This window comes from Pseudomonas sp. SWRI154 (genome assembly GCF_014268645.1).
Classification (GTDB): Bacteria; Pseudomonadota; Gammaproteobacteria; order Pseudomonadales; family Pseudomonadaceae; genus Aquipseudomonas; species Aquipseudomonas marvdashtae.
The window spans coordinates 1-25,963 of the sequence record NZ_JABWQW010000013.1 but is presented as its reverse complement, the minus strand read 5'-3'; the positions used below and the strand labels follow the sequence as shown (position 1 = coordinate 25,963).

The following is a 25,963-nucleotide window of genomic DNA, read 5'->3' as shown; positions in this document are numbered from 1 at the left end:
GCAGTGAAGCGGGAGCAAGCTCCCTCGCCACGGGATTTGATTGCCTGTGCGATTGAACTCGCGAAGCTTTACACCAAGTAGTGCTTCAACTCTCGGGCGATGACCATCCGCTGGATCTCGCTCGAACCCTCGTAGATCTGGGTAATCCGCGCATCGCGGTAGTAGCGCTCCACCGGATAATCCTCGAGGTAGCCATACCCACCGTGGATTTGTATCGCCGAGGAGCAGACCTTTTCGGCCATCTCCGAGGCGAACAGCTTGGCCTGGGAGGCTTCCGACAGGCAGGGTTTGCCGGCGCTGCGCAGTCGTGCGGCGTGCAGAATCAGCAGTCGGGCGGCGTTCAGGCGGGTGTGCATGTCGGCAAGCAGGTTGGCGATGCTCTGGTGCTCGATGATCGGCTTGTCGAACTGCACCCGGTCGCGCGAATAGGCCAGGGCCGCTTCGAAGGCAGCTCGGGCGATGCCCAGGGCTTGGGCGGCGATACCGATGCGACCACCTTCGAGATTGGAGAGGGCGATGGCCAGGCCCTTGCCCCGCGCGCCCAATAGATTGGCCTCGGGTACGCTGCAGTCACTCAAGGTGACCGCGCAGGTGTCCGACGCGCGAATGCCCATCTTGTGTTCGGTGCGATCAACGATGAACCCAGGGGTGTCGGTCGGCACCAGGAACGCTGAGATGCCTTTCTTGCCTAGATCCGGGTCCGTCACGGCAAAGACAATCGCCAGTTTCGCTCGCTTGCCGTTGCTGACGAACTGCTTGGCACCATTGATGACCCATTGGCCGTCGCGCAATTCGGCCCGCGTGCGCAGATTGTGCGCCTCGGAGCCGGCCTGGGGTTCGGTCAGGCAGAAACAGCCAATCGCCTGGCCGCTGGCAAGGTCAGCCAACCAGGTCTTTTTCTGTTCGTCGGTGCCGAAATTCAGGACCGGACCGCAGCCCACCGAATTATGGATGCTCATCAGTGCGCCAGTCGCACCGTCGCCCGCGGAGATTTCTTCCACGGCCAAGGCGTAGGCCACGTAATCGACATAGGTACCGCCCCATTCTTCGGGCACCACCATGCCCAGCAGGCCCAGTTCACCCATCTTCGCCACCAGCCCATCGTCGATCCAGCCGGCTTTTTCCCAGGCCTGGGCGTGCGGCGCGATTTCGCCACGGGCAAAATCACGAGCCATGTCGCGGATCATCACTTGTTCTTCGGTCAGCTCAAGGTCATGCATGATTCAATTCCCGTGGTAGTCGAAGCCGTCGAAGAAGCTCGCCACATGATCGGCGTCCAGCGCCTCCAGGGTCGGCGGATTCCAGCGCGGATTCTTGTCTTTATCGATCAGCAAGGCGCGCACGCCTTCGATCAGGTCACCGCGCTCGAACCATTGGCGGTCCAGGTGCAGTTCCAGGGCAAAACAGTCTTCCAGGCTCAGGCGACGGCCCCGACGCAACATCTCCAGCGTCACTGCCATGGCCAAGGGAGAACGGGTTTCCAGCAGTTCGGCGGTCTTCAGCGACCATTCATGGCTGTTGGCGACCGTGACCTGGCGCAACTGCTCGACCATGCTGGGCACATCGGGCAGCGCGAAGAAATGATCGATGACCGGCCTCAAGTCGGCCAGGGGCGGGGCAGGGAGCTGCTGCACCGCCATCTTGGCGAGCAGGCTTTGTAAATCCTTGAGCGGTGCGTCGTGCCATTCCAGGCGATCGAGACGCTCGTCGAGCTGTGCGAGCTTGCGGCTGTCGAGATACCAGTCGGCCAGCCCACAGTACAACGCGTCGGCGGCGCGAATCTGCACGCCGGTGACGCCCAGGTAGATGCCCAGCTCACCGGGGATGCGCGGCAGGAAATAGCTGCCGCCCACGTCCGGGAAGTAACCGATGCCGACCTCGGGCATGCCCAGCCGGCTGCGTTCGGTCACCACCCGCAAGTCGGCGCCTTGCACCAGTCCCATGCCGCCGCCCAGCACAAAACCGTCCATCAGCGCGAGGATCGGCTTGCGGTAGTGGTGAATCGTCAGGTCGAGGGCGTATTCCTCGACGAAGAAATCTTCGTGCAGGGTGTCGCCCTGCTTGTGGCTGTCGTACAGCGAGCGGATATCGCCGCCAGCGCAAAAGGCCTTGTCGCCGGCGCCGCGCAGCACCACGGCGCGGATCTGCGCATCGCTGGCCCAGGTATCGAGTTGCTGCTGCAAGCTGCGCACCATGCCCAGGGTGAGCGCATTGAGGCCAGCGGGGCGGTTCAGGGTCAAGTGGCCGACGTGATTACGGACCTCGACCAGCACTTCGTAAGGCGCGGTTTCGGTACCGCCAGTGGCTTGGGATGAAACCTGAACTGTCATCGCTAACTCCCTGCTTTTATTGTTCTTTGTAAATTTCGTCGCGTGTATCAGGATCGTAACAGCGCAAATTTGCATCGCACAACCGGGATACATGCAGGTCCTTTCTGCATATTTATAGCAGGCATGAGGTCAACCGCGACCCGACAGCACCTCCGTGATGCTGCGGCGCTTGGCGTACCGCTCGCTGGTATGGATTAATTGTTCGAGATCTTCGGGGGTTACGTCGAAAAACGCTTCCATTTCCTCAAGTGCCAGTTTCAAGTCTTCGGCGGTAATGGCCTGGCGATCGATGGGCGGGTGGTCGGCCGGGATGACCGCTACCGGCTCGCTGGCACGCTTGGGGTAGCGCACGCGGGTGAGGTTGTTATAGGCCAATGCGAACGCGAGCAGGCCGCAGCCAGCCAGCATCGCAGCACCGAGCGCCTGCCAGTCCAGCGCAACGATGGACGGATCCGCCAACACCAATGTCGCCGCCAGCGCGCCCGCCGGTGGGTGCAGGCAACGCAGCCAGCACATCAACACCAACGCCATGCCAGCGGCCAGGCAAGCGCTGCCCAGCGTGCGGCCGAGCACATGGGCCACCAGCAACGCCAGGACGGAGGCGCACAGATAACCGCCGAAAATCGACCAAGGCTGGGCGAGGGCACCTGACGAGACCGCAAACAGCAGCACCGCTGAGGCCCCGAGTGGGCCGATCAGGTGTTGCGCCACTTCCAGGCCGAACACTTGGCCACAGAGCCAGACACTGAACATTGTTCCCAAGGCCATGCCGATGGCGGCGCGGCTCCATTCGGTGGGACGGGTATTGATAGCAGCGGGGAACCAGCGAGAAAACATTAAGCGACGATCCAAAAAACGAACAAAAAAAGGGGCTTACGGGAGAATCCCTGAAAGCCCTTTAAGTGTTCCAACAGTTGGGGGGAGGAACAGTGCACAGTGTGCCGCTCGCCACCTTCGCTTACAAATTCATATTAATGCTGCTTGAGTGCACTTATTTTGAGGCAAGTAGGCTCATGCGCGCTTGGACGCTTCAAACCATGCCTGCTGGGCGATGGGCAAGTCCCGCGATTGTCCCCGGCCCATCGGGAAATAGGTAAAGCCTTTGTCGGCCATGCGATCCGGATCGTAGAGGTTTCGGCCATCGAAAATCACCGACGCCTTGAGTCGTTGCTGGATCAGTTCAAAATCCGGCGCCTTGAACGGCTGCCATTCGGTGCAGATGATCAGTGCGTCGGCCCCTGCCAAGACCGATTCCGGCGTGCCCATGAGCATCAGCTTCGATTCATGGGGATAAAGCCGTTGGGTCTGTTGCATGGCTTCCGGATCAAAAGCGCGGACGCTGGCCCCGGCGGCCCACAACGACTCCAGGAGCGTGCGGCTGGGGGCGTCGCGCATGTCATCGGTGTTGGGTTTGAAGGCCAGGCCCCACAGCGCAAAGGTCTTGCCCCGCAGATCGCCGCTATAGAACGCGTTGATGCGTTCGAACAGCTTGTGTTTCTGGCGCAGGTTGACGGTTTCCACCGCTTGCAGCAGGTCGCTTGAGCAATGCGCTTGCTCGGCGGTGTGGATCAGGGCGCGCATGTCCTTGGGAAAGCAGGACCCGCCGTACCCGCACCCTGGGTAAATGAAGTGGTAGCCGATGCGTGAGTCGGCGCCGACGCCCTGGCGCACAGACTCGATGTCTGCGCCCAGGTGCTCGGCCAGTTCGGCGATCTGGTTGATGAAGCTGATCTTGGTCGCCAGCATGCCGTTGGCCGCATATTTGGTCAGCTCGGCGCTGCGTACGTCCATGAACAGGATGCGGTCGTGATTGCGGTTGAACGGCGCGTACAGCTCGCGCATGGTTTCGCGTACGTCTTCGCGCTCGCAACCGATGACGATGCGATCAGGGCGGCGGCAATCGGCGACGGCCGAGCCTTCCTTGAGAAACTCGGGGTTGGAGACAATATCGAACTGCAGCAAACGCCCGGCCTTGAGCAGGCATTTGTCGATGTGGGCCCTCAGGACATCACCGGTGCCCACCGGCACGGTGGATTTCTCCACCACCACGACGGGGCGTACGCGATAACGGGCGACCGCTTCGCCGACGGCCAGGACTTGGCGCAGATCCGCCGAGCCGTCGTCGCGTGAGGGGGTGCCGACGGCGATGAACAGCACCTGGCCATGCTCCACGGCGATCTGTTCGTCACAGGTGAAATGCAAGCGCCCGGCTTCAAGCCCCTCGCGCATCAGCGCCGCCAGCCCCGGCTCGAAAATACTGACCTGGCCCTGGCGCAGGGTTTCGATCTTCTGCGCATCGATGTCCATGCACACCACGTCATGGCCCACTTCGGCCAACACGACGGCTTGCACCAATCCAACGTAACCACTGCCGAACACACTGATTTTCATGGCGGACTCCCTGGACCATCCCGAGCGAGCGCAACCCGCGGCTCGCCGCAGTGCGCCCATTTGAGGATAGGGCGGGGATGTTGCAGTTCACTGACAGGTCCGGGGGCTAACCTTCGTGCAGACGGTATTGCGCCGGCAGTTGCGCGACGAATTCGTCGACCACCTCCCGCGTCAGGCTGACAATGTCTTCGACCCGTTCCATGCCGGCGCCAGTGCGCCAGCTGGCAACGATGTCCATCACCGACGGCAGCGGCACACCGTCTACCAAGGTCAAGGTGCCTTGGCTCAGTTCGCCCACCACCAACGCTGCTGGCATGGCGCCGATACCAAAGCCATCCCGCACCAGGCGGGTGATGGCCGAAGCCGAGTTCACGCAGTTGATGCGCGGCGAGACGACGTTGGCTGAGTGCAGCATGTTGAGAAGGTCCTGGTGCGGTCGTGAGTTGCGCGAAAACGTCACGACGCGTTCCTGGGACAGATCCTCCAGCGAAGCGTAGCGCCGGTCATACACGGAGCCGGTACGCGCCACCCAATGCATGGGGTAGCGCGTCAGGAGGGTGTTGCGCACGCTGTCCAGGCGCAGGATGTCGGTCTGGAAAATGACGTCCTGGTAGCCTTTTTCCAGCTGCGAGCAGAGGTTGCTCGCGGTGTCGGCGGTCAGTTCGATTTCAAGCGCCGGGTAGCGCTCCATCAGCCGCGTCACCAAGGGACTGAGCCATGTGTGGATCACCGTGTCCATGGCGCCGATGCGGATCCGCCCGCGCACTTGCCGCGGATCCTTGATCACGGCTTTCATGCTCTGCATGGTGTCCATGATGCGCTCGGCGTATTCCAGCACGCGCTGGCCTTCGGAGGTCAGCGAGACACCTTTGGAATCGCGCACGAACAGGCGCACGCCCATTTCATCTTCCAGGGCCGCGATCCGGCTGGAGATGGACGCCTGGGTGGTGAACAATTTTTCCGCCGTCAGGCGAAAGCTCTTGAGACGGGCGACCCAGACGAAGGTTTCGAGAAACTTGATATTCACTGGGGCGCTACCTCGCAGCGGTCGTGGAGATTCAAGCCGGGCCCCGAGCGGGGGCGAGGGGATTGATCACGTACTCAAACACCTCTTCAAGCGCGGCTGGATCCGGCGCGTTATCGACCGCCGCTTCCGGGCGGCACCATGGATAATCCAGCCGCGAAGCCCAGGCCATGATCCTCGGCAAATCGGTCGCGGGCAGAGTCTTCATGTGTTCGATGGTGATGGTCAGTCGTTCGGCCAGCCTCGATTGCGGATCGAACGACCAGTCGTACAGGCCACAACCGACTCGCGCTTCACCGCTGTTCTTGTCTGACATCGCCACCAGCCATTTGCACTGGAACGTGTCGGCGTCTGCCAGCGGTGGGGGCGCCAGGCAGAATGTGTAGACGTTTTCGAAGACCTGGCCAAAACGGCTGACCAATACGTCGCCAATCGCGGCGCGGCCTTCGACATGGTCGGGAAACGCGATGGAACCGGTGCGCACGACCATGTCCAGGATAGCCGCCGACGTAAAGGCCTGGCCCAGCAGATGGGGACGATTGCCGTCCTTGGCGCTGATGTAGTGTTGGATCGATAACTGAGCGGTGCTCATCGCGTGTCCTTCAGGTTGAAAAACTGCCTCGTTGGATTTTACAACTCACTGTTCCACAGGTCCGTCACCAGCATGCAACCCGGCGCGTGGGTGATGCACAACGGCGGACGAGACGCCTGGACCACCGATTGGGGCGTTACGCCGCAAGCCCAGAATACCGGTATTTCATCCGCTTCGACCGGCACTGCATCACCGTAGTCCGGCGCGTCCAGCGAGTGGATGCCGATCAGCGCAGGGTCGCCAATGTGTATCGGAGCGCCGTGGACGTTGGGCATGCGCCCGGTGATCTGGATCGCCTCGATCGCCGCGGCGGCTTTCATTGGCCGCATGCTCACGACCATTTTGCCAGACAGCCGCGCGGTCGGGCGTGTGTCGATGCTGGTGCGGAACATGGCGACATTGCGCCCCAGATCGATGTGCCTCAAACGGATGCCGGCCTCAAGCAGCGGTTGCTCGAAGGAGAACGAGCAGCCGAGGGCGAAGGCCACCAGGTCATCCTGCCAGAGGTGTTCGATGTCCAGCGGTTCTTCGCTCAACTCGCCGTGGCGGAAGACCCGGTAGCGGGGCACCTCGTGGCGGATATCGATGGCAACGCCGAGGTTGCGCAGGAACGGGTCGCCGGGTTCGCTGATGTCGAGCACCGGGCACGCCTGGCGATTGAGAGTGCAGAACCGCAGGAATTCGTTGGCCCAGTCACCTGGCAGGATCACGATGTTGGCTTGCACCCGACCCTGGCCCAGGCCGCTGGTATGGCCTTGGTATCGACCGGCCGCGATGTTCTGGCGCAGGGCCTGGGGCGAACACTGTTGCAATTGTTCGAATGTCAGGGCTGACGACGGCATCACGATATCTCCATGAGTTTTTTGTTAGAGCTCCTTTGTAGAAGGCCCGGACGACGGCGTCCAACAAGGAAAACTGGTACCCCCCGACAATAAAAAGTTATCCGATGCCCGAAGGAGCGAAGTCAGATCAACTGCAACCCGCCATGCATCAGATTTTCTTATGCCCGAGCCGGCTTTTTTCCCGTTTGACGCTGTCCCGCGCCGGTGGGAAGAATCCGCCCCGACGTCGATGTTGTTCGTTTGAGCGATTGATATCCCGTGGCGAGGGAGCAAGCTTCCTCGCCACGGTTTCATCGTCTCTCTTGCGAGAACGTCACGCTGCCTCCATGGGCGACGTTCAAGACACTGCCCCAAACAATAAACGAGGCGCGCCAGCCGTCCTCGACGGGACCACTCGCGCCCACAAAAAGGAGCACGCCATGCACCGTTTCATCGCTAATCACTGGAGCCGTAAACCCGTGGGCACCTTGCTAGGCCTGGGTCTGATGAGCGCGTCGAGCGCCCACGCCGACTTCTTGGGCGACAGCAAAGCCAGCCTGGAGGCCCGCAACTTCTACTTCAACCGTGATTTCCGGCAAGAGGGCGCGCGGGACAAGGCCGAAGAGTGGGCGCAAGGCTTCTTGTTGCGCATCGAGTCGGGGTACACCGCCGGCACCTTGGGTTTTGGCCTGGACGCCTTGGGCATGGCAGGTTTCAAACTGGATTCCGGCGGCGGTACGGCGGGCACCAATTTATTGCCGGCCGACTTGTCCGGCGGCTCCCAGGACCGCTACGGCGAAGTCGGCCTGACCGCCAAGATGCGCCTGTCCAACAGCACCCTGAAAGCGGGAACGCTGCAGATCAAGGACCCGGTCGTGAACTCCAACGACACGCGCCTGTTGCCGGGAACCTTCAAGGGTGGGCTGCTGAGCGTCCAGAAAATCGACCGCTTGAAACTCACCGCCGGGCAGCTCACCCAGATCAATTTTGTCGACTCCACCGACTACCAAGACATGACCGCCAACCGCATTGGCGGCACCAGCGACCGGTTCCAGTTCGCCGGAGCCGACTATCAATTCCTGCCGAATTTCACCGCTCAATACCGGTATGGCAAGCTTGCGGACGTCTATCAGCAGAACTACCTGGGCTTCGTCCATACCCTGGATCTGGGCGCCGGGCAGTCGTTGAAAAGTGACGTGCGCTATTCGCGCAGCACCGAGGACGGCAGCTTCCGCTCCATCGATAACCAGGCATTCGGTGCGCTGTTTACCTACAGCCTTGGCAGCCACGCCCTGGGCCTGGGCTATCAACGCATGAGCGGCGACGATCCGTTCCCGTATATCTCGCGTAGCGATCCCTACCTGGTCAACTTCGTGCAAATTGGCGACTTCGCCAATGTCGAGGAGCGCTCCTGGCAGGCCCGGTACGACTACAACTTCGCCGCCCTCGGCGTGCCAGGGCTGACCTTCATGACCCGCTACATCAGCGGAGACAACGTCCAGCGCAGCGCCGCCGGCGAGGGCAAGGAATGGGAACGCAACACCGACATCGCCTATGTCATCCAGGACGGCACGTTGAAAGGGCTGGGTTTGAAATGGCGCAATGCAACGGTGCGCTCGAACTTCGGCAATGACCTGGATGAGAACCGGCTGATTGTCAGTTACACGATGGCGCTGTGGTGACGCCCCGCTGGGCGACCATCATGCCTTGACCCAGCGCTGACGACTCCAACTGCTCAATGTATCGACGGTGAAGACCAGCACCAACATGGCCAGGATCACTGTGCTGCCTTGGGCTTCCTGGAACAGGCTGAGGCTGACATAGAGCATCTGGCCCAGGCCGCCGGCACCGACAAAACCCAATACGCTGGCCATGCGGATGTTGTTTTCCCAGCGATACAGCGTGTAGGCCAATAGCTGCGGCATCAGGTTGGGCAGGGTGCCGTAGCAAAAAGCCCAGAGCGCACTGCCGCCTTGCAGGCGAATGGCGTCGGCGGCTTGCGACGGGGTGTTTTCCAGTGCCTCGGCAAACAGTCGGCCGAGCACCCCGACGGTGTGCAGGGCCAGTGCCAGCGTGCCGGCATTGGGGCCGAGTCCCGCGGCGAACACCATCAACGCCGCCCACACCAGTTCCGGCACCGCGCGCAACGCGTTCAGCAACAGGCGCGACGCACTTTGCAGGGGCCAGCCAAGTCGCCCGGCGGCAGGCAGCGCCAAGGCCAACCCCACCACCGCCGCGAGCAGCGTGCCAACAGCAGACATGGCGATGGTTTCCAGCGCGCCGTGGCCGACCGCCTCCAGATAGGCGGGGCTCAGGTCGGGGCTGAGGAAGCGTTGCGCATAAGCGCCCATTTGCTTCAGGTTGGCGTTGTCAGCCAACGCCCCCAGGTCGATGCCCAGGTAGGCAAACGAGGCAACGATTGCCGCGCCAATGCCCAGCATCACCAGCGTGTTGAGCAAGCGATTCATGCCAGCCTCCAACGCAGCAGGCGACTGAGCTGATCGGCGAGCAGCACCAATGCCAGGAACATCAGCAGCAGGCTGGCGACTTCTCCGCCGGCGAACATGCGCAACGACAGGTCCATTTGCTGCCCCAGGCCACCCGCACCAACGAAGCCCATCACCACCGAGGCGCGGACGGCGCATTCCCAGCGATACACGGTGTACGACAGCAGCTCGGCGACGACGTTGGGCAGGATCCCGTAGCAGAATGCCGCGAGCCGACCGCTACCGGCCTGCATCAAAGCGTGGGCCGGGCGCTGGTCGACCGACTCGTAGATTTCCGCGTAGACCTTGCCGAGCATGCCGCTGTAGGTAATGGCAATGGCCAACACGCCGGCGGTGGGGCCTAGGCCTACGGCCCGGACGAAGAGCAAGGCCCAGACGATTTCCGGCACGCTGCGCAGGAAAATCAGCAGGCCGCGTATCGGCCAACGCAGCCACTGCCCCCATTGACTGGGCCTACCGGCACGGTACGCAGCAGACAATGACAAGGCGCGGCTGGCCAGCAGGCTGGCCGGAACCGCAAGCAAAAGCGCCAGGGCCATACCGGCGGTAGCGATCGCCAACGTCTGCAACGTGGCTTGCAGCAGCATCTCGACGAACGCCTCGTCATGGGCCGGTGGCCAGAACGCGGCGACGAACCGGCCCATTTCGCTCTGGCTGTCGCTGGCCAGCAGCACGCCAAGGTTCAACTCGCTGAATCGCAGGCCTGGCCACAACAGGATAAGAGCCAAAAGGGCCATAAGCAGGCGAGGGCGGGCAGCCGGGTCCCTGGAGTCACGCTTCAGCATCGGGGGATCTGCACGCTCGAGGATGGCGTTGGGCTCGACAAGGACGCCAGTTGTTCATTGGCATACAGCGTGTCGAGCTGCTTGCGGTCGACCGCTTCGGCCGGCAAATCGAAAAGTATCTGGCCGTCTCGCAAGCCAATGATCCGGGAGAAATGCGCGAGGGCCAGCTCCACCGCATGCAAGCTGGTAACCAGGGTCACGCGATGTTCCCGCGCGTGTTGGCAGAGGACTCTAAGGGTGTGCTCGGCCAGCACCGGGTCCATCGCCGATACCGGCTCGTCCGCCAGCAGCACCTCGGGCGCCTGATACAGCACGCGGGCGATGCCGACACGCTGCAGTTGTCCGCCGGACAACTGCTGGCATTGCGCGAACAGCTTGTCGTCCAGGTCCAATCGGGCCAAGGCCGCCCGCGCTCCTGGAATATCCAGCGGGTGCAGCAGGTTCAGCAGGCTCTTGCCCATGCCCCACTGGCCCAGTTTGCCGGCCAGCACCGCCGTGACCACGCGTTGGCGCGGGGGCAGGGGCGGCGCCTGATGGACAAGACCGATGCGCGCGCGCAAGCGTTGACGCTGACGCGCCGAGAGTTCCCAGGCTGACTCGCCCAATACCTGCACCTCACCCCGAGCCGGGCGCAGGGCAGTGGCCAGTACATTGAGCAAGCTGGATTTGCCAGCGCCCGACGGGCCGATGATAGCGACCTGTTCGCCCGCACCAATCTGCAGGTCCACGCCACGCAACGCCTGGGCGCCGTTGGCGTGAATCACACTGGCCTGGGTCAGACGCAGTGTCATTTGAGCAGGTCGGCGGCGCGTGCGGCTTCTTCGATGCCCTTGTAGTTTTCAGGTTTGGTTTCGATGAAGCGGCTGGCGGCTTGCAGGTCGAGGATTTCCTTGTCCTTCGGGTTCGCCGGGTCGAGCGCCAGGAACGCGGCCTTGATCTTGGCCGCCAGCGCCGGGTCGAGGGTGCCGCGCACGGTCCAGTTGTAGTCGAAGTACACCGGGGTGGTGGCAAAGACCTTGACCTTGTTGGTGTCGACCTTGCCGGCAGCCACCAGTTTGTCCCAGACGCTGGCGTTGAGCACACCGGCATCGACCTTGCCCGCCTGGACCCAGGCAGCGGTCGCGTCATGGGCGCCCGAGTAACCTACACGACTGAAATAGCTTTCCGGCTTGATCCCGTCCTTGAGCATGAAATAACGCGGCATGAGGCTGCCCGAGGTGGATGAGATCGAGCCGAAGGCAAAGCTCTTGCCCTTGAGGTCGGCCAGGGACTTGACGGCGGGATCGGCGGTGATGAATTTGCTGGTGAACTGAGCATCCTGCTCACGTTGCACCAAGGGAATGGCGTTGCCGGTCTTCAGGCGTGCCTGCACGAAGGTGAAACCACCCAGCCAGGCCAGGTCGATCCGGTCGGTGGCCAGCGCCTCGACCACCGCGGGGTAATCACTTACCGGTATGAATTCCACTTTCATGCCAGTCTGTTGCTCCAGATAGGCACCCAGGGGCTTGAACTTGCGCAGCAGTTCGGTCGGCGCTTCATCGGGGATCGCGCTGACCTTCAAGGTGTCGGCGGCCTGGGCCAAAATGGAGCTAAAGGACAGGGTCAAACCGACGGCCAGTGCCAGGGTACGCTTGAGCATGAAAATCTCCGGTGCATGAAGGCAGGAATATTCAAGCGCCAGGCATCGGCCGGGCGCAGTGTGAGGGTAGACGAATAGAGGCGATTTTGATCGTTTCTACCGACCAGGTAAATCTCGACGAATTGCAATGCCGGGATCGTACAAGGTCAAACCAGCGATGCAAGCGGTTCTTTGAAGGAATTCGTGAGCGCCCGAATGCCCAATTCTTCACCACGGCTGCAAGTTGCCCATTCGTTATTTATAGTCGCTTGCCCCATCACCTTTCTGGAGCGTCAACAACATGCTCAGCGCCGAGCTGAAGTCTTTCCATATGGTCGCCCGCCTGGCCAGCGTCACCCAAGCGGCGAAGAAACTCGGGCTCAGCCAGCCGACGGTCACCACGCAGATACGCAACCTGGAAGCCCAATACGGCGTGGAGCTGTTCTTCCGGGGAGGCCGGCGCCTGACGCTGAGCGATGAGGGCGCGCAGTTGCTGCCGATGGTGCAGAAGCTGTTGCAGCAGGAGGCCGACATCGATTTTTTCCTGCGCAACAGTGGCCAGGTGCAAGGCACGCTGCGCATTGGCGCCACCGCCCCTTATTACGTGCTCGATATCATCAAGGGCTTTCGCGAGCAGTTTGCGCTTTGCGAAGTGACCCTGGAGATCGGCAATTCGCTGCAGGTCATCGAGGCGCTGGAGGAGTACCGCGTGGACCTGGCTGCGTCCTCGCAACTGGTCGAGGACGCGCGTCTGACGCGGTTGGTGCTGGGGCATGACCCCTTGGTGCTCGCCGTACACCGCAGCCACCCACTTGCCAGCCATGATCGTGTGCCGCCGAGCGCCCTGGCCGGGCACTGCCTGCTGATGCGCGAGAAAGGCTCGACCACCCGCACGCTCACCACGGCGCTGCTGCGAGAGGCGGGCGTGGCGACAGGCCCGCTGTTGGAGATCGGCAGTCGCGAGTCGATTCGCGAAGCAGTCTTGCGCAACATCGGCATCAGCATCATCGCGCGTCATGAAGTGCCGGAGAACCCGCAGCTCAAAGTCGTTGAACTGGAGGGCGCGCCGTTGATCGCGGAATACCTTTACTGTTTGAAAGAGCGCCGCCAGGCCCGGCTGCCCTCGGCATTCCTGGAGTTGGCACGAGCGACAACCGGCTCCTGAACCCGCTACGCAAATTTGCCGATGACACTATCGGCAGCTTTTAGCCAACTGCCATCAAGCCTTCGTACTGCCTGCCTACCATGACTCTCGTCGAGCTGACAGCTCATCGAGGTTACGTCATGACAAGCACACGCTCCGTAGACATGCAGATACGCGACATCCACAAGGGTTTCGGTGCCTTCAAGGCGCTGGATGGGGTGTCGCTGGATATCGCCGCGGGTGAGCTGGTGTGCTTGCTCGGGCCGTCCGGCTGCGGCAAGACCACGCTGCTGCGCTGCATCGCCGGCCTGGAGCGGCAGGATCGCGGGACGATCATGATTGGCGCCCGGGATGTCTCGACCCTGGCGCCCCAGGCGCGTGACTACGGCATCCTGTTTCAATCCTATGCGCTGTTTCCCAACCTGACGGTGGAACAGAACATTGGCTACGGTCTGGCCGGTAATAACCGCGAGACGATTCGCCGGCGGGTCAACGAAATGCTCGACCTCGTCGGGCTGTGCGGCAGCGAGAGAAAATACCCGGGCCAGCTCTCGGGCGGACAGCAGCAGCGGGTCGCCCTGGCGCGTGCCTTGGCCCCGGCACCGTCGTTGCTGCTGCTCGACGAACCGATGTCGGCCCTGGATGCCCGGGTACGCGAACATCTGTGCAGCGAGTTGCGCCAGCTGCAAAAACGCCTGGGCGTCACCACGTTGATGGTCACTCACAATCAGGACGAGGCGATGCTGATGGCCGACCGCATCGCGGTGATCAATCAGGGTCGCGTTGAACAATTTGCCAGCGCTCAACAGATCTACCGCGCACCGGCGACTGCCTTCGTCGCCGACTTTGTCGGGCAGGGCAACTGGCTGCCCTTCGAGCGCGGGCAGGATGGCCAGGTGCGCGTCGGCGGGCACCGCCTCAACCTGCATGGGGCTGACGCGCACCGCAGCGGACGGCTCTTCTGCCGTCCGGAAGCCGTACGGATCAACCCGTCGACGCCGGAAGACAATCTGTTCGATGCACAATTGCGTGAGCTGACCTTCCTCGGCAACCGTTGCCGCTTGCGCTTTGAGCTGGACGCGTTGCCGGGCCACACGCTGCTGGCGGAACTGGAGCCGCACGCCATGCCGCAGCTGACCCATGCGCCGCTGAAGGTCGCGCTGCCGTCCCACAGCCTCCAGGTGTTCAGCTGATATGGAAGGCACGATGACCATCAAGCCGGCCGTGTTGCAGCCACGCCAAGTACCCGGTGATCTGGCAGACCGGGTGTTCATTCGCGGCGGGCAATGGCTGCTTCTGCTGTTGCTGGTGCTCGCGGTACTGCTGCCTTTGCTCGCCATGCTGTGGCGTGCTTTCAGCGGGGACGCCAGCCAGGGCGCCGGCCTGCAGGCGGCGCTGAGGTTGTTCACCAGTGCCCATTTTCATTGGCTGCTGGGCAACAGCCTGACGGCTTCGCTGACCGTCGCGGCAATCGTGGTGCCGCTGGCCTATGCCTTCGCCTACGCCTTGCAGCGCACCTGTATCGTGGCCAAGCCGTTGTGGCGGGGCATCTCGCTGCTGCCGTTGCTGGCACCGTCGATGTTGCCGGGCATTGCGCTGATCTATCTGTTCGGCAACCAAGGGCTGCTGCGCGACCTGGTTACCGACAATATCTACGGGTTCTGGGGCATCGTCCTCGGGCAAGCGATCTACACCTTTCCCCATGCGTTGATGGTGCTGATGTCGGCATTGGCGTTGGCGGACGCGCGGTTGTTCGATGCGGCTGCGAGCATGGGCGCCTCGCCATCGCGAGCCTTTCGCAGCATCACGTGGCCCGGCAGCCGCCAAGGTGTGTTCGCGGCCTTCTGCCTGGTATTCACCCTGTGCATCACCGACTTCGGCGTGCCGGTCACGGTCGGCGGTGATTACCAGGTGCTTGCCTTGGAAGCCTACAAGGCTGTCGTTGGTCAACAGCAATTTGGCCGAGGAGCGCTGATCGGCGTGGTCCTGCTGGTGCCGGCGTTACTCAGCTTTACGGTGGACGCATGGCTGCGTCGTAGTCAGCGCGACACCCTGAGCGGTCGAGCGCAGGTTTATCAGCCGTCGCCGTCACGGGGCAGGGACGCTGCATTCATGAGCATCACGGCGCTGATCTGCTGCGTGCTGATCGGCGTGTTCGGCATGGCGGTGTACGCCTCGCTCGTGCAGTTCTGGCCGTACGACCTGTCGTTGTCGCTGGACAACTATGCCTTTTCCGAGCTGCCCGGCGGTTGGCTGGCTTATCGCAATAGTCTGTTGCTGGCGCTGTGCAGCGCCTTGTTTGGCAGCCTGCTGATCTTCACCGGCACTTATCTGATCGAGAAAACCCGACAGAGTCCGCTGACCCGAATCCTGCGCTTGCTCAGCTTCGTGCCAATGGCCGTACCCGGCCTGGTCCTGGGCCTGGGCTACGTATTTTTCTTCAACGTGCAGGGCAATCCGCTGAACAGTTTGTACGGCAGCCTGGCCCTGCTGGTGGTTTGCACCGTCGCCCACTTCTTGACGACCGCGCACATGACCGCAAGCGCGGCCCTGCGGCAGCTCGACGACGAATTCGAAGCCGCGGCGCTGGCGCTCAAAGTGCCGCTGGCTCGCCACTTTTTGCGGGTGACATTGCCCATGTGCCTGCCAGCGCTGCTCGACATCATCCGTTATCTGTTCGTGTCGGCGATGACTACCGTCTCGGCGGCGATCTTTCTCTACAGCCCTGACAGCGTCCTGGCCGCAGTGGCCGTGTTGAACATGGACGACGCCGGCAATGTCGGCGGGGCCGCCGCGATGTCCACGTTGATCCTGCTGACCTCGGCCGGTGTGTCGCTGCTGCTCGCGACACTCTCGCGCCGGCTGCTGCGCCGTTCCCAAGCCTGGCGCCAGCTGGCACCGGGTCTTTGAAAATCCTGGAGATAGTCATGCATTACCAACCCCCTACACACCTGCAGGCGGCCATTCTCGATTGGGCGGGCACTGTGGTGGACTTCGGTTCGTTCGCGCCGACGCGGATTTTCGTCGAAGCCTTCGCCAGCTTCGACATCGAGATCAGCCTGGAAGAGGCGCGTGGCCCGATGGGCATGGGCAAATGGGACCATATCCGCACCTTGTGCAATCAGCCGGCGGTGGCTGAACGTTTCCATCACCGCTTCGCACGTGCGCCAAGCGATGATGATGTGACCGCAATCTACCAACGCTTCATGCCGCTGCAGATTGCAAAAGTCGCCAACCATTCGGACCTGATCCCCGGCGCATTGGACAGCATTGCCGCGCTGCGCCAGCGCGGTCTCAAGATCGGCAGTTGTTCCGGGTATCCCAGGCAGGTGATGGACAAAGTCGTCGAACTGGCCGCGGCCAAGGGTTATCGACCCGATCATGTGGTTGCCACCGACGACGTTCCCAAGGGTCGGCCAAGCCCGGCGCAGGCGCTAGCCAATGTGATCGCCTTGGGCCTGGACGATGTCGCGGGCTGCGTGAAGGTCGACGACACCGAACCCGGCATTCTCGAAGGCCGCAGGGCAGGGATGTGGACCGTGGCACTGCGCTTTTCCGGCAATTTCCTCGGCCTCGACTGGGAGCAGTTCCAAGCCCTCTCGGCGCAACAGTTGGCGACCGAGCGTAGCCGCATCGACGGTTTGTTTGCTGCCTGCCGTCCGCATTATCTCATCGACACCATTGCCCAATTGCCCGCCGTGATTGACCAGATCAACGCGCAGCTGGCCCGCGGCGTATTGCCGTCCCATACCTGAAAGCCCCACTGACTGACACGGAGCCGTACCATGTCCAAACGCATCGCCTTGGCCGCTGGCTTGCTGGCCGCCTGTACCTTCCAGGCCCAGGCCAATACTGAACTGACTGTCTACACGGCCCTCGAAGTCGAGCAGCTCAAGGCCTACAAGCAAGCCTTCGAACAGCAGAACCCGGACATCGAAATCAAATGGGTGCGCGACTCCACCGGCATCGTCACCGCCAAGCTGCTGGCAGAGAAGGATCGTCCGCAAGCCGACGTGGTCTGGGGACTCGCCGGCTCCAGCCTGGCGATTCTCAAGCAACAAGGTTTGCTCGATACCTACAGCCCGGCGAATCTCAACCAGATCGCCGCCCACTATCGGGATGCCGATACACCGCCGACTTGGGTCGGCATGGACGTCTGGGCCGCCGCGATCTGTTTCAACACGGTGGAAGCACAGAAGCAGGGCCTGCCCAAACCCACACGCTGGGAAGACCTGGCGAACCCGGTGTACCAAGGCAAGATCGTCATGCCCAACCCGGCCTCGTCGGGCACCGGTTACCTGGATGTCAGCGCCTGGTTGCAAACCTTCGGCGAGGCCAAGGGCTGGGCCTACATGGACAAGTTGCACGCCAATATCGGCCAGTACACCCATTCCGGCTCCAAGCCCTGCAAGCTGGCGGCCGCCGGTGAGTTCCCTATCGGCATTTCGTTTGAATACCCGGCCATCCAGCTCAAGCGCAAAGGCGCGCCACTGGACATCGTGCTGCCCACTGAAGGCCTGGGCTGGGAAATCGAAGCCACCGCCATCATCAAAGGCACCCGACACTTGGACGCCGCCAGGAAACTCGCTGATTTCTCGGCCAGCCGCGAGGCCATGGAACTGTACAAAGCCAACTTCGCCGTCCTGGCACAACCGGGCGTCGCCGAGCGTTTGCCGGAGCTGCCGGCGGACTACGAACAACGGCTGATCCGCAACGATTTCGCCTGGGCATCGGAGAACCGCGACAGGGTGCTTGCCGAGTGGCGCAAGCGTTACGACGGCAAGTCAGAACCCGTCGCCAAATAGCTTTCTGTAATGCCTGTCGCAGGCCCGGCGGTGTCGAGCGGGCCTCGTAATATCGATCGTTTCCAAGGAGTTTTCATGTCTGAGCACGACTGCGATCTGCTGATCGTCGGCGCCGGCATTCTCGGGTTGGCCCACGCTTGGGCGGGTGCCAAGCGCGGCCTCAAGGTCAAGGTGTTCGAGCGCAGCCATACGCCGCTCGGTGCCTCGATTCGCAACTTTGGCCAGGCTTTGGTCGGTGGCCAGGCACCGGGCATCATGCTGGACCTGGCACGGGAGGCGAACGGTTTATGGAAGACCCTGGGGCAGGGGGCAGGGCTGCATATGCACCAACAAGGCTCGCTGTTGTTCGCCCGCACTGAAGTCGAAGAAGCGTTGCTCGAGGCCTTCGTGAACGGGCGGGGCGCGACGTTGGGCTATCGCACCGAACTGCTGCGTGGCGAGGCGCTGGCGGCGCTCTATGGCGGCCGTTTTGCCCACCATCGCGCGGCGCTACTCGGCCTGGACGACCAGCAGCTGTATTCCCGCGAGGCCCTTGCGCAGATTGTCGATTACCTGGCCCGGGCCTTGGGTGTCGAATTCCACTTCTCGACGCTGGTGCGCGATGTTGAAAGCAACCGTGCGTTAACCAGTACCGGACGCTTTACCGCGCGGCACATTGTCGTGTGCTCAGGCCATGACTACCAGACGCTGCTGGCCGAGCAAATCGCCGCGCTAAAACCGCAGGTGTGCGGATTGCAAATGCTCCGCGTGCGCCCACGTCAGCCCTTGGCGTTGCGACATGCGCTGCTCACCGGACTGAGCTGCGTGCACTACGGCGCGTTCGCCGATCTGCCTGAAGCGCAGGCCATCCGCACGCAGATCCGCACGAACCAACCGGAGGTGGAGGCGCATGGCATCCATTTGCTCATCAGTCCCACACCGTACGGCGATCTGATCATTGGCGACTCCCATGTCTACGGCAGCGACATCTCGCCGTTCAACGCCGAGCAGGTAGATCGGATTCTGATCGATCTTGCGCAAGATACCCTGGGCGGCGAAATAGAAGTACTGGAACGATGGCAGGGCGTGTATGGCGCGCGCGGACCTGGGCCGTTCAGCGTGCTCGCCGCCGCACCGGGGGTTACCGCTGTGCTGATGCACACCGGGTTGGGGATGAGCGTGGGCCTTGCGCTTGGCGAGCGCACTATTGCGGCCTTGCTGGGTGAAACCCGCCCGCACGGTTCGGCGGCTTGATCTCAGATGCGATTCAAGGGGGCCTCGTGCAGTGGCCCCCCAACGTAGCTGACTTCAATACACCTGGGGCACGATAAGTTCAGGTGGAGTGGGGCTTCGGGAATAGTCTTCTTGCCTGACGCGCTGTGGCAGCTCGATTACCGGCAGCTCCACCTCTTCATAGGCCATCTGTCCGAGAAGATGATTGATGCAGTTGAGCCTGGCTTTCTTTTTGTCATCGGCCTGTACCACCCACCAAGGTGCTTCGGCAATGTGGGTGCGTTCAAGCATGATTCCCTTGGCCTTGGTATAGGCTTCCCACCGCCGGCGCGACTCCAAGTCCATGGGGCTGAGTTTCCACTGCTTGAGCGGATCGTGGATGCGACTCAGAAAGCGCAGGTGCTGTTCCTGGTCGGAAATGGAAAACCAGTATTTGATCAATTGGATGCCGGAGCGGGCGAGCATGCGTTCGAACTCCGGCACGGTACGGAAGAACTCTTCGTACTGATCTTCGTTGCAAAACCCCATCACTTGTTCCACACCCGCGCGGTTGTACCAGCTACGGTCGAACAGTACGATTTCGCCCGCCGCCGGTAGATGCGAGACGTAGCGCTGGAAGTACCATTGGGTACGTTCACGGTCGTTGGGGGCGGGTAGGGCGGCGACCCGGCAGACTCGCGGGTTCAGGCGTTGGGTGATGCGCTTGATGACGCCGCCTTTGCCGGCGGCGTCCCGTCCTTCGAACAGAATCACGACTTTGTGGCCCGTCTTGACCACCCAGCTTTGCAGCTTGACCAGTTCGCCTTGCAGGCGGAACAGTTCGCTGAAATATAACCTGCGAGCATCCTTCTCCGTGCCGTCCGTTACGTGTTCATCGAACAGCGCATTCAGGTCATGCCCGTCTTCGGACAATTCCAATTCCAGCTCTTCGTCACTGTGATCAAGCAGCTCACGGTGGATGCGCTGTATCAAGGTGTCTGGTGCAGAGGACATAGAAGGGGCTCGCGGATTGAGGATGGCAAAGTGTTAGGCGTAATTTGTTACGAACCCATTACATCGAAATGCGTTGCTGCGGTCACAGGACGATAACCGTGCTGCTTGCCATTGAGCTTTCATGAAAACGTAACAAAACTGCTGCAGAGTTCGGGAGCCCGTAATCACAAGGTCTCCCTTAATGAAAAGCTTGATGAAGTCTGCTGCCCTCGCCATTGCGGTTTCTCTTTGTGCCACCTCGGCGTCCTTCGCAGCAGAGAATGTCCGTCTGACGGGGTCCGGGGCGAGTTTCCCTGCACCGATCTACCTCACCTGGTTCAAGGATTTCAGCAAGAAATCCGACGGTATCACCGTTGATTACCAATCCAAGGGCAGTGGCGCGGGCGTACAGGACTTCCTGAACAAAACCGTCGATTTCGCCGCCAGTGACTCGGCAATGAAAGATGAAGATATCGCCAAGGTCGCCGAAGGCGTGCAGTTGCTGCCGATGACCGCTGGGGAAATCGTGCTGGCCTATAACCTGCCGGGCAATCCCAAGGGTCTCAAGCTGCCACGCGACGTGTACTCGAACATTTTCCTGGGCAAGATCACGCGCTGGAACGATCCGCAGATCGCTGCTGCCAACCCGGACCTGAAACTGGCCGATACGCCGATCACCGTCGTTGTACGTGCTGACTCCAGCGGTACGACCGCCGTGTTCACCAAACACTTGGCGACCATCAATCCAGAGTTCAAGCAGGCGCTGGGCGAGGGCAACACCGTCAACTGGCCGGCCAGCGACAAGTTCATCAAGTCGCCGAAGAACGATGGCGTCACCGCTACTGTGCGTCAGACCCCAGGCGCGATTGGCTACATCGAATACGGCTTCGCCAAGCTCGCCAAGGTCGACTTCGCCCAGCTGCAGAACAAGGCCGGCAAGTACGTCGTGCCGAACGCCGAAAGCGGTGCCGAGGCCCTGGCAGCGGTGAAGATGCCGGAAAACCTGGTGGCCTGGCTGCCGGATCCGGACGGTGCCAAGTCGTACCCGATCACGTCCTACACCTGGATGATCTTCCGCAAGGATAACGGCAATCCGGCCAAGGCCAAGGCGATGCGTGAAATGGTCGAATACAGCCTGACCGAAGGCCAGAAGATTGCCGATTCGATGGGTTATATCCCCTTGCCACAATCGGTTGTCGAGCAGGTTCGCAAAGCGTCCGCCAACATCCAGTAATGCCGTGAGGTCTCTCTCGGTGTTGCTCTTGGCACGCCGGGGGAGTTTTCCCCCTTGTTCCGGACTTAGCCAATGAACAAACCTTTTGTCGTACCGGTTAATCCGGACTCCGCCTGCCAACCACCCTCGACGAAGGACTTCCTGGTTGATCGCACGTTTCGTGCGCTTGCGCGCATCGGTGTGGTCCTGATTCTGGCGCTGGTGTTTGCACTGGTATTCGAGGTGGGACGCAAGGCGCTTCCTGGCATGGAGAAACATGGTTTCGACGTGCTTTTGGGAAGTGTCTGGGACGTTAACCAAGGTAAGTACGGCATCCTGCCGGCTATCTGGGGCACGCTCTACAGCGCCCTGATCGCGTTGTTGATCGCAGGCTTCTTCGGCGTCAGCATGGCAATATTCCTGACCCAGGATTTCCTGCCGCCCAAGCTTGCCGCGATCTTTCGCACCATTGTCGAATTGCTCGCGGCCATTCCAAGCGTGGTCTATGGCCTGTGGGGAATCTACGTGGTGATCCCGGCGATTCGGCCGCTGACGACCTGGTTGAACAGCGAGCTCGGCTGGGTGCCTTTTTTCGGTACCTCCCTGAGCGGACCGGGGCTGCTCCCTGCGGCGCTGGTGCTTGCCATCATGATTCTGCCGACCATTGCCGCCGTTTCCCAGGATGCTCTCACCGCCGTACCGATGAAAACCAAGCAGGCCGCCTATGGCATGGGGACGACCCATTGGGAAGCGATTCTCAAGGTGATGGTGCCGTCCGCCGCCACCGGCATTTTCGGCTCCCTGGTTCTCGGCCTGGGGCGCGCGTTGGGAGAAACCATGGCGCTGGCCATGCTGGTAGGCAATGCGAACAACATTTCCCTCTCGCTGTTCGCCCCGGCCAACACACTGGCGGCCTTGCTCGCGCTGAACTTCCCGGAAGCCGGGCCGAACGAGATCGAGGTGTTGATGTATGCCGCGCTGGTGCTGATGTTAATCACCTTGATCGTGAACGTCTTCGGCTCCTTGATCATGATGTATGCCCAACGGGGAAATAGGTGATGACTGATCTCTCTGCTGCAACAGACTTGACCGCTCCTGCAGGCGCGATGCCCAGCCTGCAGCGCAAGTTCGAGGGCCGCGCTCTGCGCAGCCTGATCCTGACCACGCTGGTCTGGACGGGTGCGCTACTGGCCAGCGTGCCGCTGATTTCCGTGCTCTACATGCTGATTACCCGCGGCGGCGCTCGCCTGAACCTGGAAGTCTTTACCGAACTGCCGCCGACAGGCTTCGAGATGGGCGGGGGCTTCGGCAACGCAATGGCGGGTACCTTCGTGATGGTCGGTATCGCGGCGGCAATCGCGGTACCGGTCGGCATCATGGCGGCGATCTTCCTGGCTGAACTGGGGCCGGACAGCAAACTGGCGAACGCCTCGCGTTTTGCCGCCAAGATGCTCACGGGCCTGCCTTCGATCCTGGCCGGGGTTTTCGCCTATGCCTTGGTGGTGATGACTACCGGTACTTATTCGGCACCGGCGGGCGGCGTAGCGCTGGCGGTACTGATGCTACCGATCGTCGTGCTGACGGCGGAAGAGTCGATGCGCATGGTGCCCAAGATCATGAAAGATGCCGCCTACGGCATGGGCTGCACCCGCTCACAAGTGATCTGGAAAATCGTCTTGCCTACCGGCATGCCGGCAATCCTGACCGGCGTCATGCTGGCCGTGGCACGTGCCGCGGGCGAGACGGCACCGTTGTTGTTCACCGCGCTGTTCAGCAACTATTGGATCTATCACCAAGGAAGTCTTGAGGTGATGAACCCGACTGCATCGCTTGCAGTGTTGATCTACAACTTCTCCGGCATGCCTTTCGATAACCAGCTCGAGCTCGCATGGGCGGCCTCGTTGGTGCTGGTGATGATTGTGCTGTTCGTGAACATCATCAGCCGCATTTTCGGCAAGCCTAAGTACTAAGAACGGGAGCATCTGATTTTGAACGTATCCACTGCGCAAATAGCCGCTCCGTTTGTCACCCAGGCGCCTGTAGTCATGGACTGCAAACTGGACAAGATTTTCTACGGAAACTTCATGGCGGTACGTGACAGCCATGTGCCGATCGAGAAGAACAAGATCACCGGATTCATTGGGCCTTCGGGCTGCGGCAAGAGCACTGTGCTGCGCAGCCTCAACCGGATGAATGACCTGGTGAAGGGTTTCCGTTTCGAAGGGCACGTCCATTTCCTCGGACAGGACGTCTACGGCAAGGGCGTCGATCCCGTGGTCGTGCGACGCTACATCGGCATGGTGTTCCAGCAGCCGAACCCGTTTTCGATGAGTATTTTCGACAACGTCGCGTTTGGCCTGCGCCTCAATCGCTACAAGGGCGATATCGGTGACCGGGTCAAGCACGCGCTGCAAGGCGCCGCGCTGTGGGATGAGGTCAAGGACAAGCTCAAGGTCAGCGGCCTGTCGCTCTCCGGTGGCCAGCAGCAACGTCTGTGCATTGCCCGCGCCATCGCCACCGAGCCGGAAGTCTTGCTGTTGGATGAGCCGTGTTCGGCGCTCGATCCGATCGCTACCCGGCGGGTCGAGGAACTGATGGTCGAGTTGAAGAAGGACTACACCATCGCGCTGGTGACCCACAACATGCAGCAAGCCATCCGTGTCGCCGACACCACGGCGTTTTTCTCCGTGGATATTTCCCAGGGCACGCGCACCGGCTATCTGGTCGAGATGGGCCCGACGACGCAGATTTTCGATAACCCGCGTGAACAGATGACCGGGGATTACATCAGCGGTAAGTTCAGCTGAGCACCACGCCCGGTCAAGGCCGTATACCTGCAGAAGCCAAATGGATTTGGCGGGCATCCGGTAGACATTTACCCGCGTTTCCAAGGAGCATCAATGCCCGCAACACATCGCCTTGATTTGCCAGCAATTGAACGCGCACTGCGCGAAGTACAGAGCCGCTTCGCCGAACTTAGCCGGCATTTCACGGAGCCCCGAGATCCCCTGACCGACGAAGTGCTGCACAACGTGCTTGAAGGTTACGCATTGGTTGACGAGTATGTTGCCCGCGGCGTTGACCTGTTCGATCTTCAGCAACTGAACCTGATGCTGGAGATCAATGCCACGGTACTCTGTGGCCGAGACCCGGCACGCCGCTTGGAATATGCCCAGCACCTGGCAGCGACCGAGGAGCATTTCTTCAACAACGTTGAAGGAGGCATCAAGGATTTGTTCAATTGGTACTGCGCGTATCGCAGCGAATCAGTCTGGAAACGTGCGGCTGGCGTCTATGTCCGCATCCTCAGCAAGCCGCAGTTGTTCATCGAGGGTAACAACCGCAGCGGGTCGCTGATCGTCAGCTATTTGCTCATGCGCGCTGGATTGCCTCCTTTCGTGCTGACGCTGGAGAATGCCGAGGGCTACTTCAACCCGTCCTCGGTCATACGCAACTCGGCCAAGCATGGCGTCAAGGCATTGTACGAATTGCCCAAGATCAAGAAAAAATACGCAGCTTTTTTAGAAGAACAGGCACCTGATCCGATGAAGTTTTTTCTTAAAGGCAAGTCCTTGCCCCTTTATCAAGGTGGTCATTGATGAGCGGATCTCCAACGCTTGCCAAGTGCAAAACCTTCAGCAGCCGGGCAGGGCAGGCCATTCGCTGCGCGCTGCCGACGCAGATGTTCAAGCGTCAGCGCATACGAATCTCGTTTGATATCGACGACACACTCGCGTGCCAACTTCACCACTGCGCAGTCGAACAAAGCAGACTGCCAGCCTGTGTTCATCGGTGGTTGGGTGAGCCGTTGCGCGAAGGCACACGTTCCCTGATCCGAGAGCTGCGCCGTCAGGATTGCAGCATCTGGGTCTATACGTCGTCCGGTCGCACGCCGTCCTACATCAGGCGTTGGTTGCTGCTATACGGTATCCGCGTCGATGGAGTGGTCAACAGCGTGCTGCACAATCGCGCATTGACGGTGCATGGGCTAGCGAATTCGCCTTCAAAGTATCCGCCGGCGTTCGATATCGACTTGCACGTCGATGATTCCGAAGGCGTGCAGATTGAAGGTAATGACCATGGCTTTCGCGTTGTCGTGGTGCATCCGGAGGATGACCGCTGGGCACAGAAAGTCCTGGATGCGGTTGCCACGGTCCAGGCGCAGCTCGTTTGGCAGCAAATGCGCAGACAAGAAGAACCGGTCTATCAACGAGCACAAGCTTTCCTTGAAGAAGCGGTCAGTTCTCCATGAGGAGATGGAGCCCCAGGAACTGATCCAGCGGTGCGCATAATGTATATTATGTTAAACAAGATGTGTAATCTTGTATACCGCTTTACGTGTAGCCGCCTTCACCAATCTATAGCCTCCCTTTCACGAAACCCGAGCTTCAGTCCCCTCATTGCATTACCTCCCAGTCCTCACCCTAAATCTCAAGTCCCGTTTCTCAAACGCCTAGCTGTCAACACCGGTTGAAAACTGACCCACCCTACCGAAGTAAAACTGACCCACCCCGGCGGTAGTTAAAGTCTGTTTATAGCTTCGGCGAAG

The 25,963-nt window shown here is 61.1% G+C and carries 25 protein-coding genes; 13 read left to right on the top strand and 12 right to left on the bottom strand.

The window, feature by feature from the left end:
• Positions 1–68: 68 nt before the first annotated feature.
• From HU806_RS13755 to HU806_RS13725, 7 genes are all read right to left on the bottom strand, one after another.
• Positions 69–1,220, bottom strand: coding sequence for an acyl-CoA dehydrogenase family protein (locus tag HU806_RS13755; RefSeq protein ID WP_186611900.1), 1,152 nt, complete (start codon positions 1,218–1,220; stop codon positions 69–71).
• A 3-nt stretch (positions 1,221–1,223) separates the two neighbouring features.
• Positions 1,224–2,330, bottom strand: a complete 1,107-nt coding sequence (locus HU806_RS13750) for an enoyl-CoA hydratase/isomerase family protein (RefSeq protein ID WP_186611899.1) — start codon at positions 2,328–2,330, stop codon at positions 1,224–1,226.
• A 129-nt stretch (positions 2,331–2,459) separates the two neighbouring features.
• Entirely contained in the window at positions 2,460–3,167 is a 708-nt protein-coding gene (locus HU806_RS13745) for an HPP family protein (protein WP_186611898.1), read from the bottom strand.
• 174 nt (positions 3,168–3,341) lie between these two features.
• On the bottom strand, positions 3,342–4,721 hold the full coding sequence (locus tag HU806_RS13740; RefSeq protein ID WP_186611897.1) for a UDP-glucose dehydrogenase family protein: 1,380 nt from the start codon (positions 4,719–4,721) through the stop codon (positions 3,342–3,344).
• A gap of 106 nt (positions 4,722–4,827) precedes the next feature.
• Positions 4,828–5,748 carry a LysR substrate-binding domain-containing protein gene (locus HU806_RS13735; RefSeq protein ID WP_186611896.1) on the bottom strand — a complete coding sequence of 307 codons (921 nt, stop codon included), beginning with the start codon at positions 5,746–5,748 and terminating at the stop codon, positions 4,828–4,830.
• 31 nt (positions 5,749–5,779) lie between these two features.
• A complete protein-coding gene (locus HU806_RS13730; protein ID WP_186611895.1) occupies positions 5,780–6,337 on the bottom strand; it encodes a hypothetical protein in 558 nt (185 codons plus the stop codon).
• A 38-nt stretch (positions 6,338–6,375) separates the two neighbouring features.
• Entirely contained in the window at positions 6,376–7,179 is an 804-nt protein-coding gene (locus HU806_RS13725) for a putative hydro-lyase (protein WP_186611894.1), read from the bottom strand.
• 419 nt (positions 7,180–7,598) lie between these two features.
• Between HU806_RS13725 and HU806_RS13720 the strand changes: the two genes are divergently transcribed.
• Positions 7,599–8,840 (top strand): OprD family porin, encoded by a 1,242-nt coding sequence (locus HU806_RS13720; RefSeq protein WP_186611893.1) that lies wholly within the window; start codon positions 7,599–7,601, stop codon positions 8,838–8,840.
• An 18-nt stretch (positions 8,841–8,858) separates the two neighbouring features.
• On the opposite strand, the gene phnE is transcribed toward HU806_RS13720, so the two are convergent.
• From phnE to HU806_RS13700, 4 genes are read right to left on the bottom strand one after another with little or no spacing between them, the layout of a single operon-like run.
• Complete coding sequence (gene phnE / locus HU806_RS13715; protein ID WP_186611892.1) at positions 8,859–9,626, bottom strand: phosphonate ABC transporter, permease protein PhnE; 768 nt, start codon at positions 9,624–9,626, stop codon at positions 8,859–8,861.
• The gene (locus HU806_RS13710; RefSeq protein WP_186611891.1) at positions 9,623–10,450 is read right to left on the bottom strand and encodes a PhnE/PtxC family ABC transporter permease; all 828 of its coding nucleotides are present in this window, start codon (positions 10,448–10,450) and stop codon (positions 9,623–9,625) included. Before HU806_RS13710 ends, phnE begins: the two co-directional genes overlap by 4 nt.
• Entirely contained in the window at positions 10,444–11,241 is a 798-nt protein-coding gene (locus tag HU806_RS13705; RefSeq protein WP_186611890.1) for a phosphonate ABC transporter ATP-binding protein, read from the bottom strand. The genes HU806_RS13710 and HU806_RS13705 overlap by 7 nt, the downstream gene beginning before the upstream one ends.
• Positions 11,238–12,089: a putative selenate ABC transporter substrate-binding protein gene (locus HU806_RS13700; RefSeq protein ID WP_186611889.1), complete on the bottom strand. Its 852-nt coding sequence runs from the start codon at positions 12,087–12,089 to the stop codon at positions 11,238–11,240. The genes HU806_RS13705 and HU806_RS13700 overlap by 4 nt, the downstream gene beginning before the upstream one ends.
• Before the next feature lie 280 nt (positions 12,090–12,369).
• Here HU806_RS13700 and HU806_RS13695 point away from each other — a divergent pair, with 280 nt between their 5' ends.
• The 6 genes from HU806_RS13695 (at position 12,370) to HU806_RS13670 (ending at position 19,250) form a co-directional block, all read left to right on the top strand.
• Positions 12,370–13,233 carry a LysR substrate-binding domain-containing protein gene (locus HU806_RS13695; protein ID WP_186611888.1) on the top strand — a complete coding sequence of 288 codons (864 nt, stop codon included), beginning with the start codon at positions 12,370–12,372 and terminating at the stop codon, positions 13,231–13,233.
• Between the two features lie 119 nt (positions 13,234–13,352).
• Entirely contained in the window at positions 13,353–14,405 is a 1,053-nt protein-coding gene (locus HU806_RS13690) for a putative 2-aminoethylphosphonate ABC transporter ATP-binding protein (protein ID WP_238350174.1), read from the top strand.
• Between the two features lie 13 nt (positions 14,406–14,418).
• Positions 14,419–16,122 carry a putative 2-aminoethylphosphonate ABC transporter permease subunit gene (locus HU806_RS13685; protein WP_238350173.1) on the top strand — a complete coding sequence of 568 codons (1,704 nt, stop codon included), beginning with the start codon at positions 14,419–14,421 and terminating at the stop codon, positions 16,120–16,122.
• A gap of 17 nt (positions 16,123–16,139) precedes the next feature.
• Complete coding sequence (gene phnX, locus HU806_RS13680) at positions 16,140–16,967, top strand: phosphonoacetaldehyde hydrolase (RefSeq protein WP_186611886.1); 828 nt, start codon at positions 16,140–16,142, stop codon at positions 16,965–16,967.
• A gap of 30 nt (positions 16,968–16,997) precedes the next feature.
• On the top strand, positions 16,998–18,017 hold the full coding sequence (locus HU806_RS13675; protein WP_186611885.1) for a putative 2-aminoethylphosphonate ABC transporter substrate-binding protein: 1,020 nt from the start codon (positions 16,998–17,000) through the stop codon (positions 18,015–18,017).
• Between the two features lie 75 nt (positions 18,018–18,092).
• Complete coding sequence (locus HU806_RS13670; RefSeq protein ID WP_186611884.1) at positions 18,093–19,250, top strand: TIGR03364 family FAD-dependent oxidoreductase; 1,158 nt, start codon at positions 18,093–18,095, stop codon at positions 19,248–19,250.
• A 54-nt stretch (positions 19,251–19,304) separates the two neighbouring features.
• Here the strand turns inward: HU806_RS13670 and ppk2 are convergent, their stop codons facing one another.
• Positions 19,305–20,222 (bottom strand): polyphosphate kinase 2, encoded by a 918-nt coding sequence (gene ppk2, locus HU806_RS13665; protein WP_186611883.1) that lies wholly within the window; start codon positions 20,220–20,222, stop codon positions 19,305–19,307.
• A 181-nt stretch (positions 20,223–20,403) separates the two neighbouring features.
• Between ppk2 and pstS the strand changes: the two genes are divergently transcribed.
• The 6 genes from pstS to HU806_RS13635 all read left to right on the top strand — a co-directional run bounded on the left by pstS (position 20,404) and on the right by HU806_RS13635 (position 25,666).
• Positions 20,404–21,435 (top strand): phosphate ABC transporter substrate-binding protein PstS, encoded by a 1,032-nt coding sequence (gene pstS / locus HU806_RS13660; RefSeq protein WP_186611882.1) that lies wholly within the window; start codon positions 20,404–20,406, stop codon positions 21,433–21,435.
• 72 nt (positions 21,436–21,507) lie between these two features.
• Positions 21,508–22,473 carry a phosphate ABC transporter permease subunit PstC gene (gene pstC / locus HU806_RS13655; RefSeq protein ID WP_186611881.1) on the top strand — a complete coding sequence of 322 codons (966 nt, stop codon included), beginning with the start codon at positions 21,508–21,510 and terminating at the stop codon, positions 22,471–22,473.
• Positions 22,473–23,384 carry a phosphate ABC transporter permease PstA gene (gene pstA / locus HU806_RS13650; protein ID WP_186611880.1) on the top strand — a complete coding sequence of 304 codons (912 nt, stop codon included), beginning with the start codon at positions 22,473–22,475 and terminating at the stop codon, positions 23,382–23,384. Before pstC ends, pstA begins: the two co-directional genes overlap by 1 nt.
• A gap of 75 nt (positions 23,385–23,459) precedes the next feature.
• Positions 23,460–24,221, top strand: coding sequence for a phosphate ABC transporter ATP-binding protein PstB (pstB, locus tag HU806_RS13645; protein WP_025214260.1), 762 nt, complete (start codon positions 23,460–23,462; stop codon positions 24,219–24,221).
• Positions 24,222–24,314: 93 nt separating this feature from the next.
• On the top strand, positions 24,315–25,013 hold the full coding sequence (locus HU806_RS13640; RefSeq protein ID WP_186611879.1) for a hypothetical protein: 699 nt from the start codon (positions 24,315–24,317) through the stop codon (positions 25,011–25,013).
• A complete protein-coding gene (locus tag HU806_RS13635; protein ID WP_186611878.1) occupies positions 25,013–25,666 on the top strand; it encodes a hypothetical protein in 654 nt (217 codons plus the stop codon). Before HU806_RS13640 ends, HU806_RS13635 begins: the two co-directional genes overlap by 1 nt.
• The last annotated feature ends 297 nt before the right edge of the window (positions 25,667–25,963 follow it).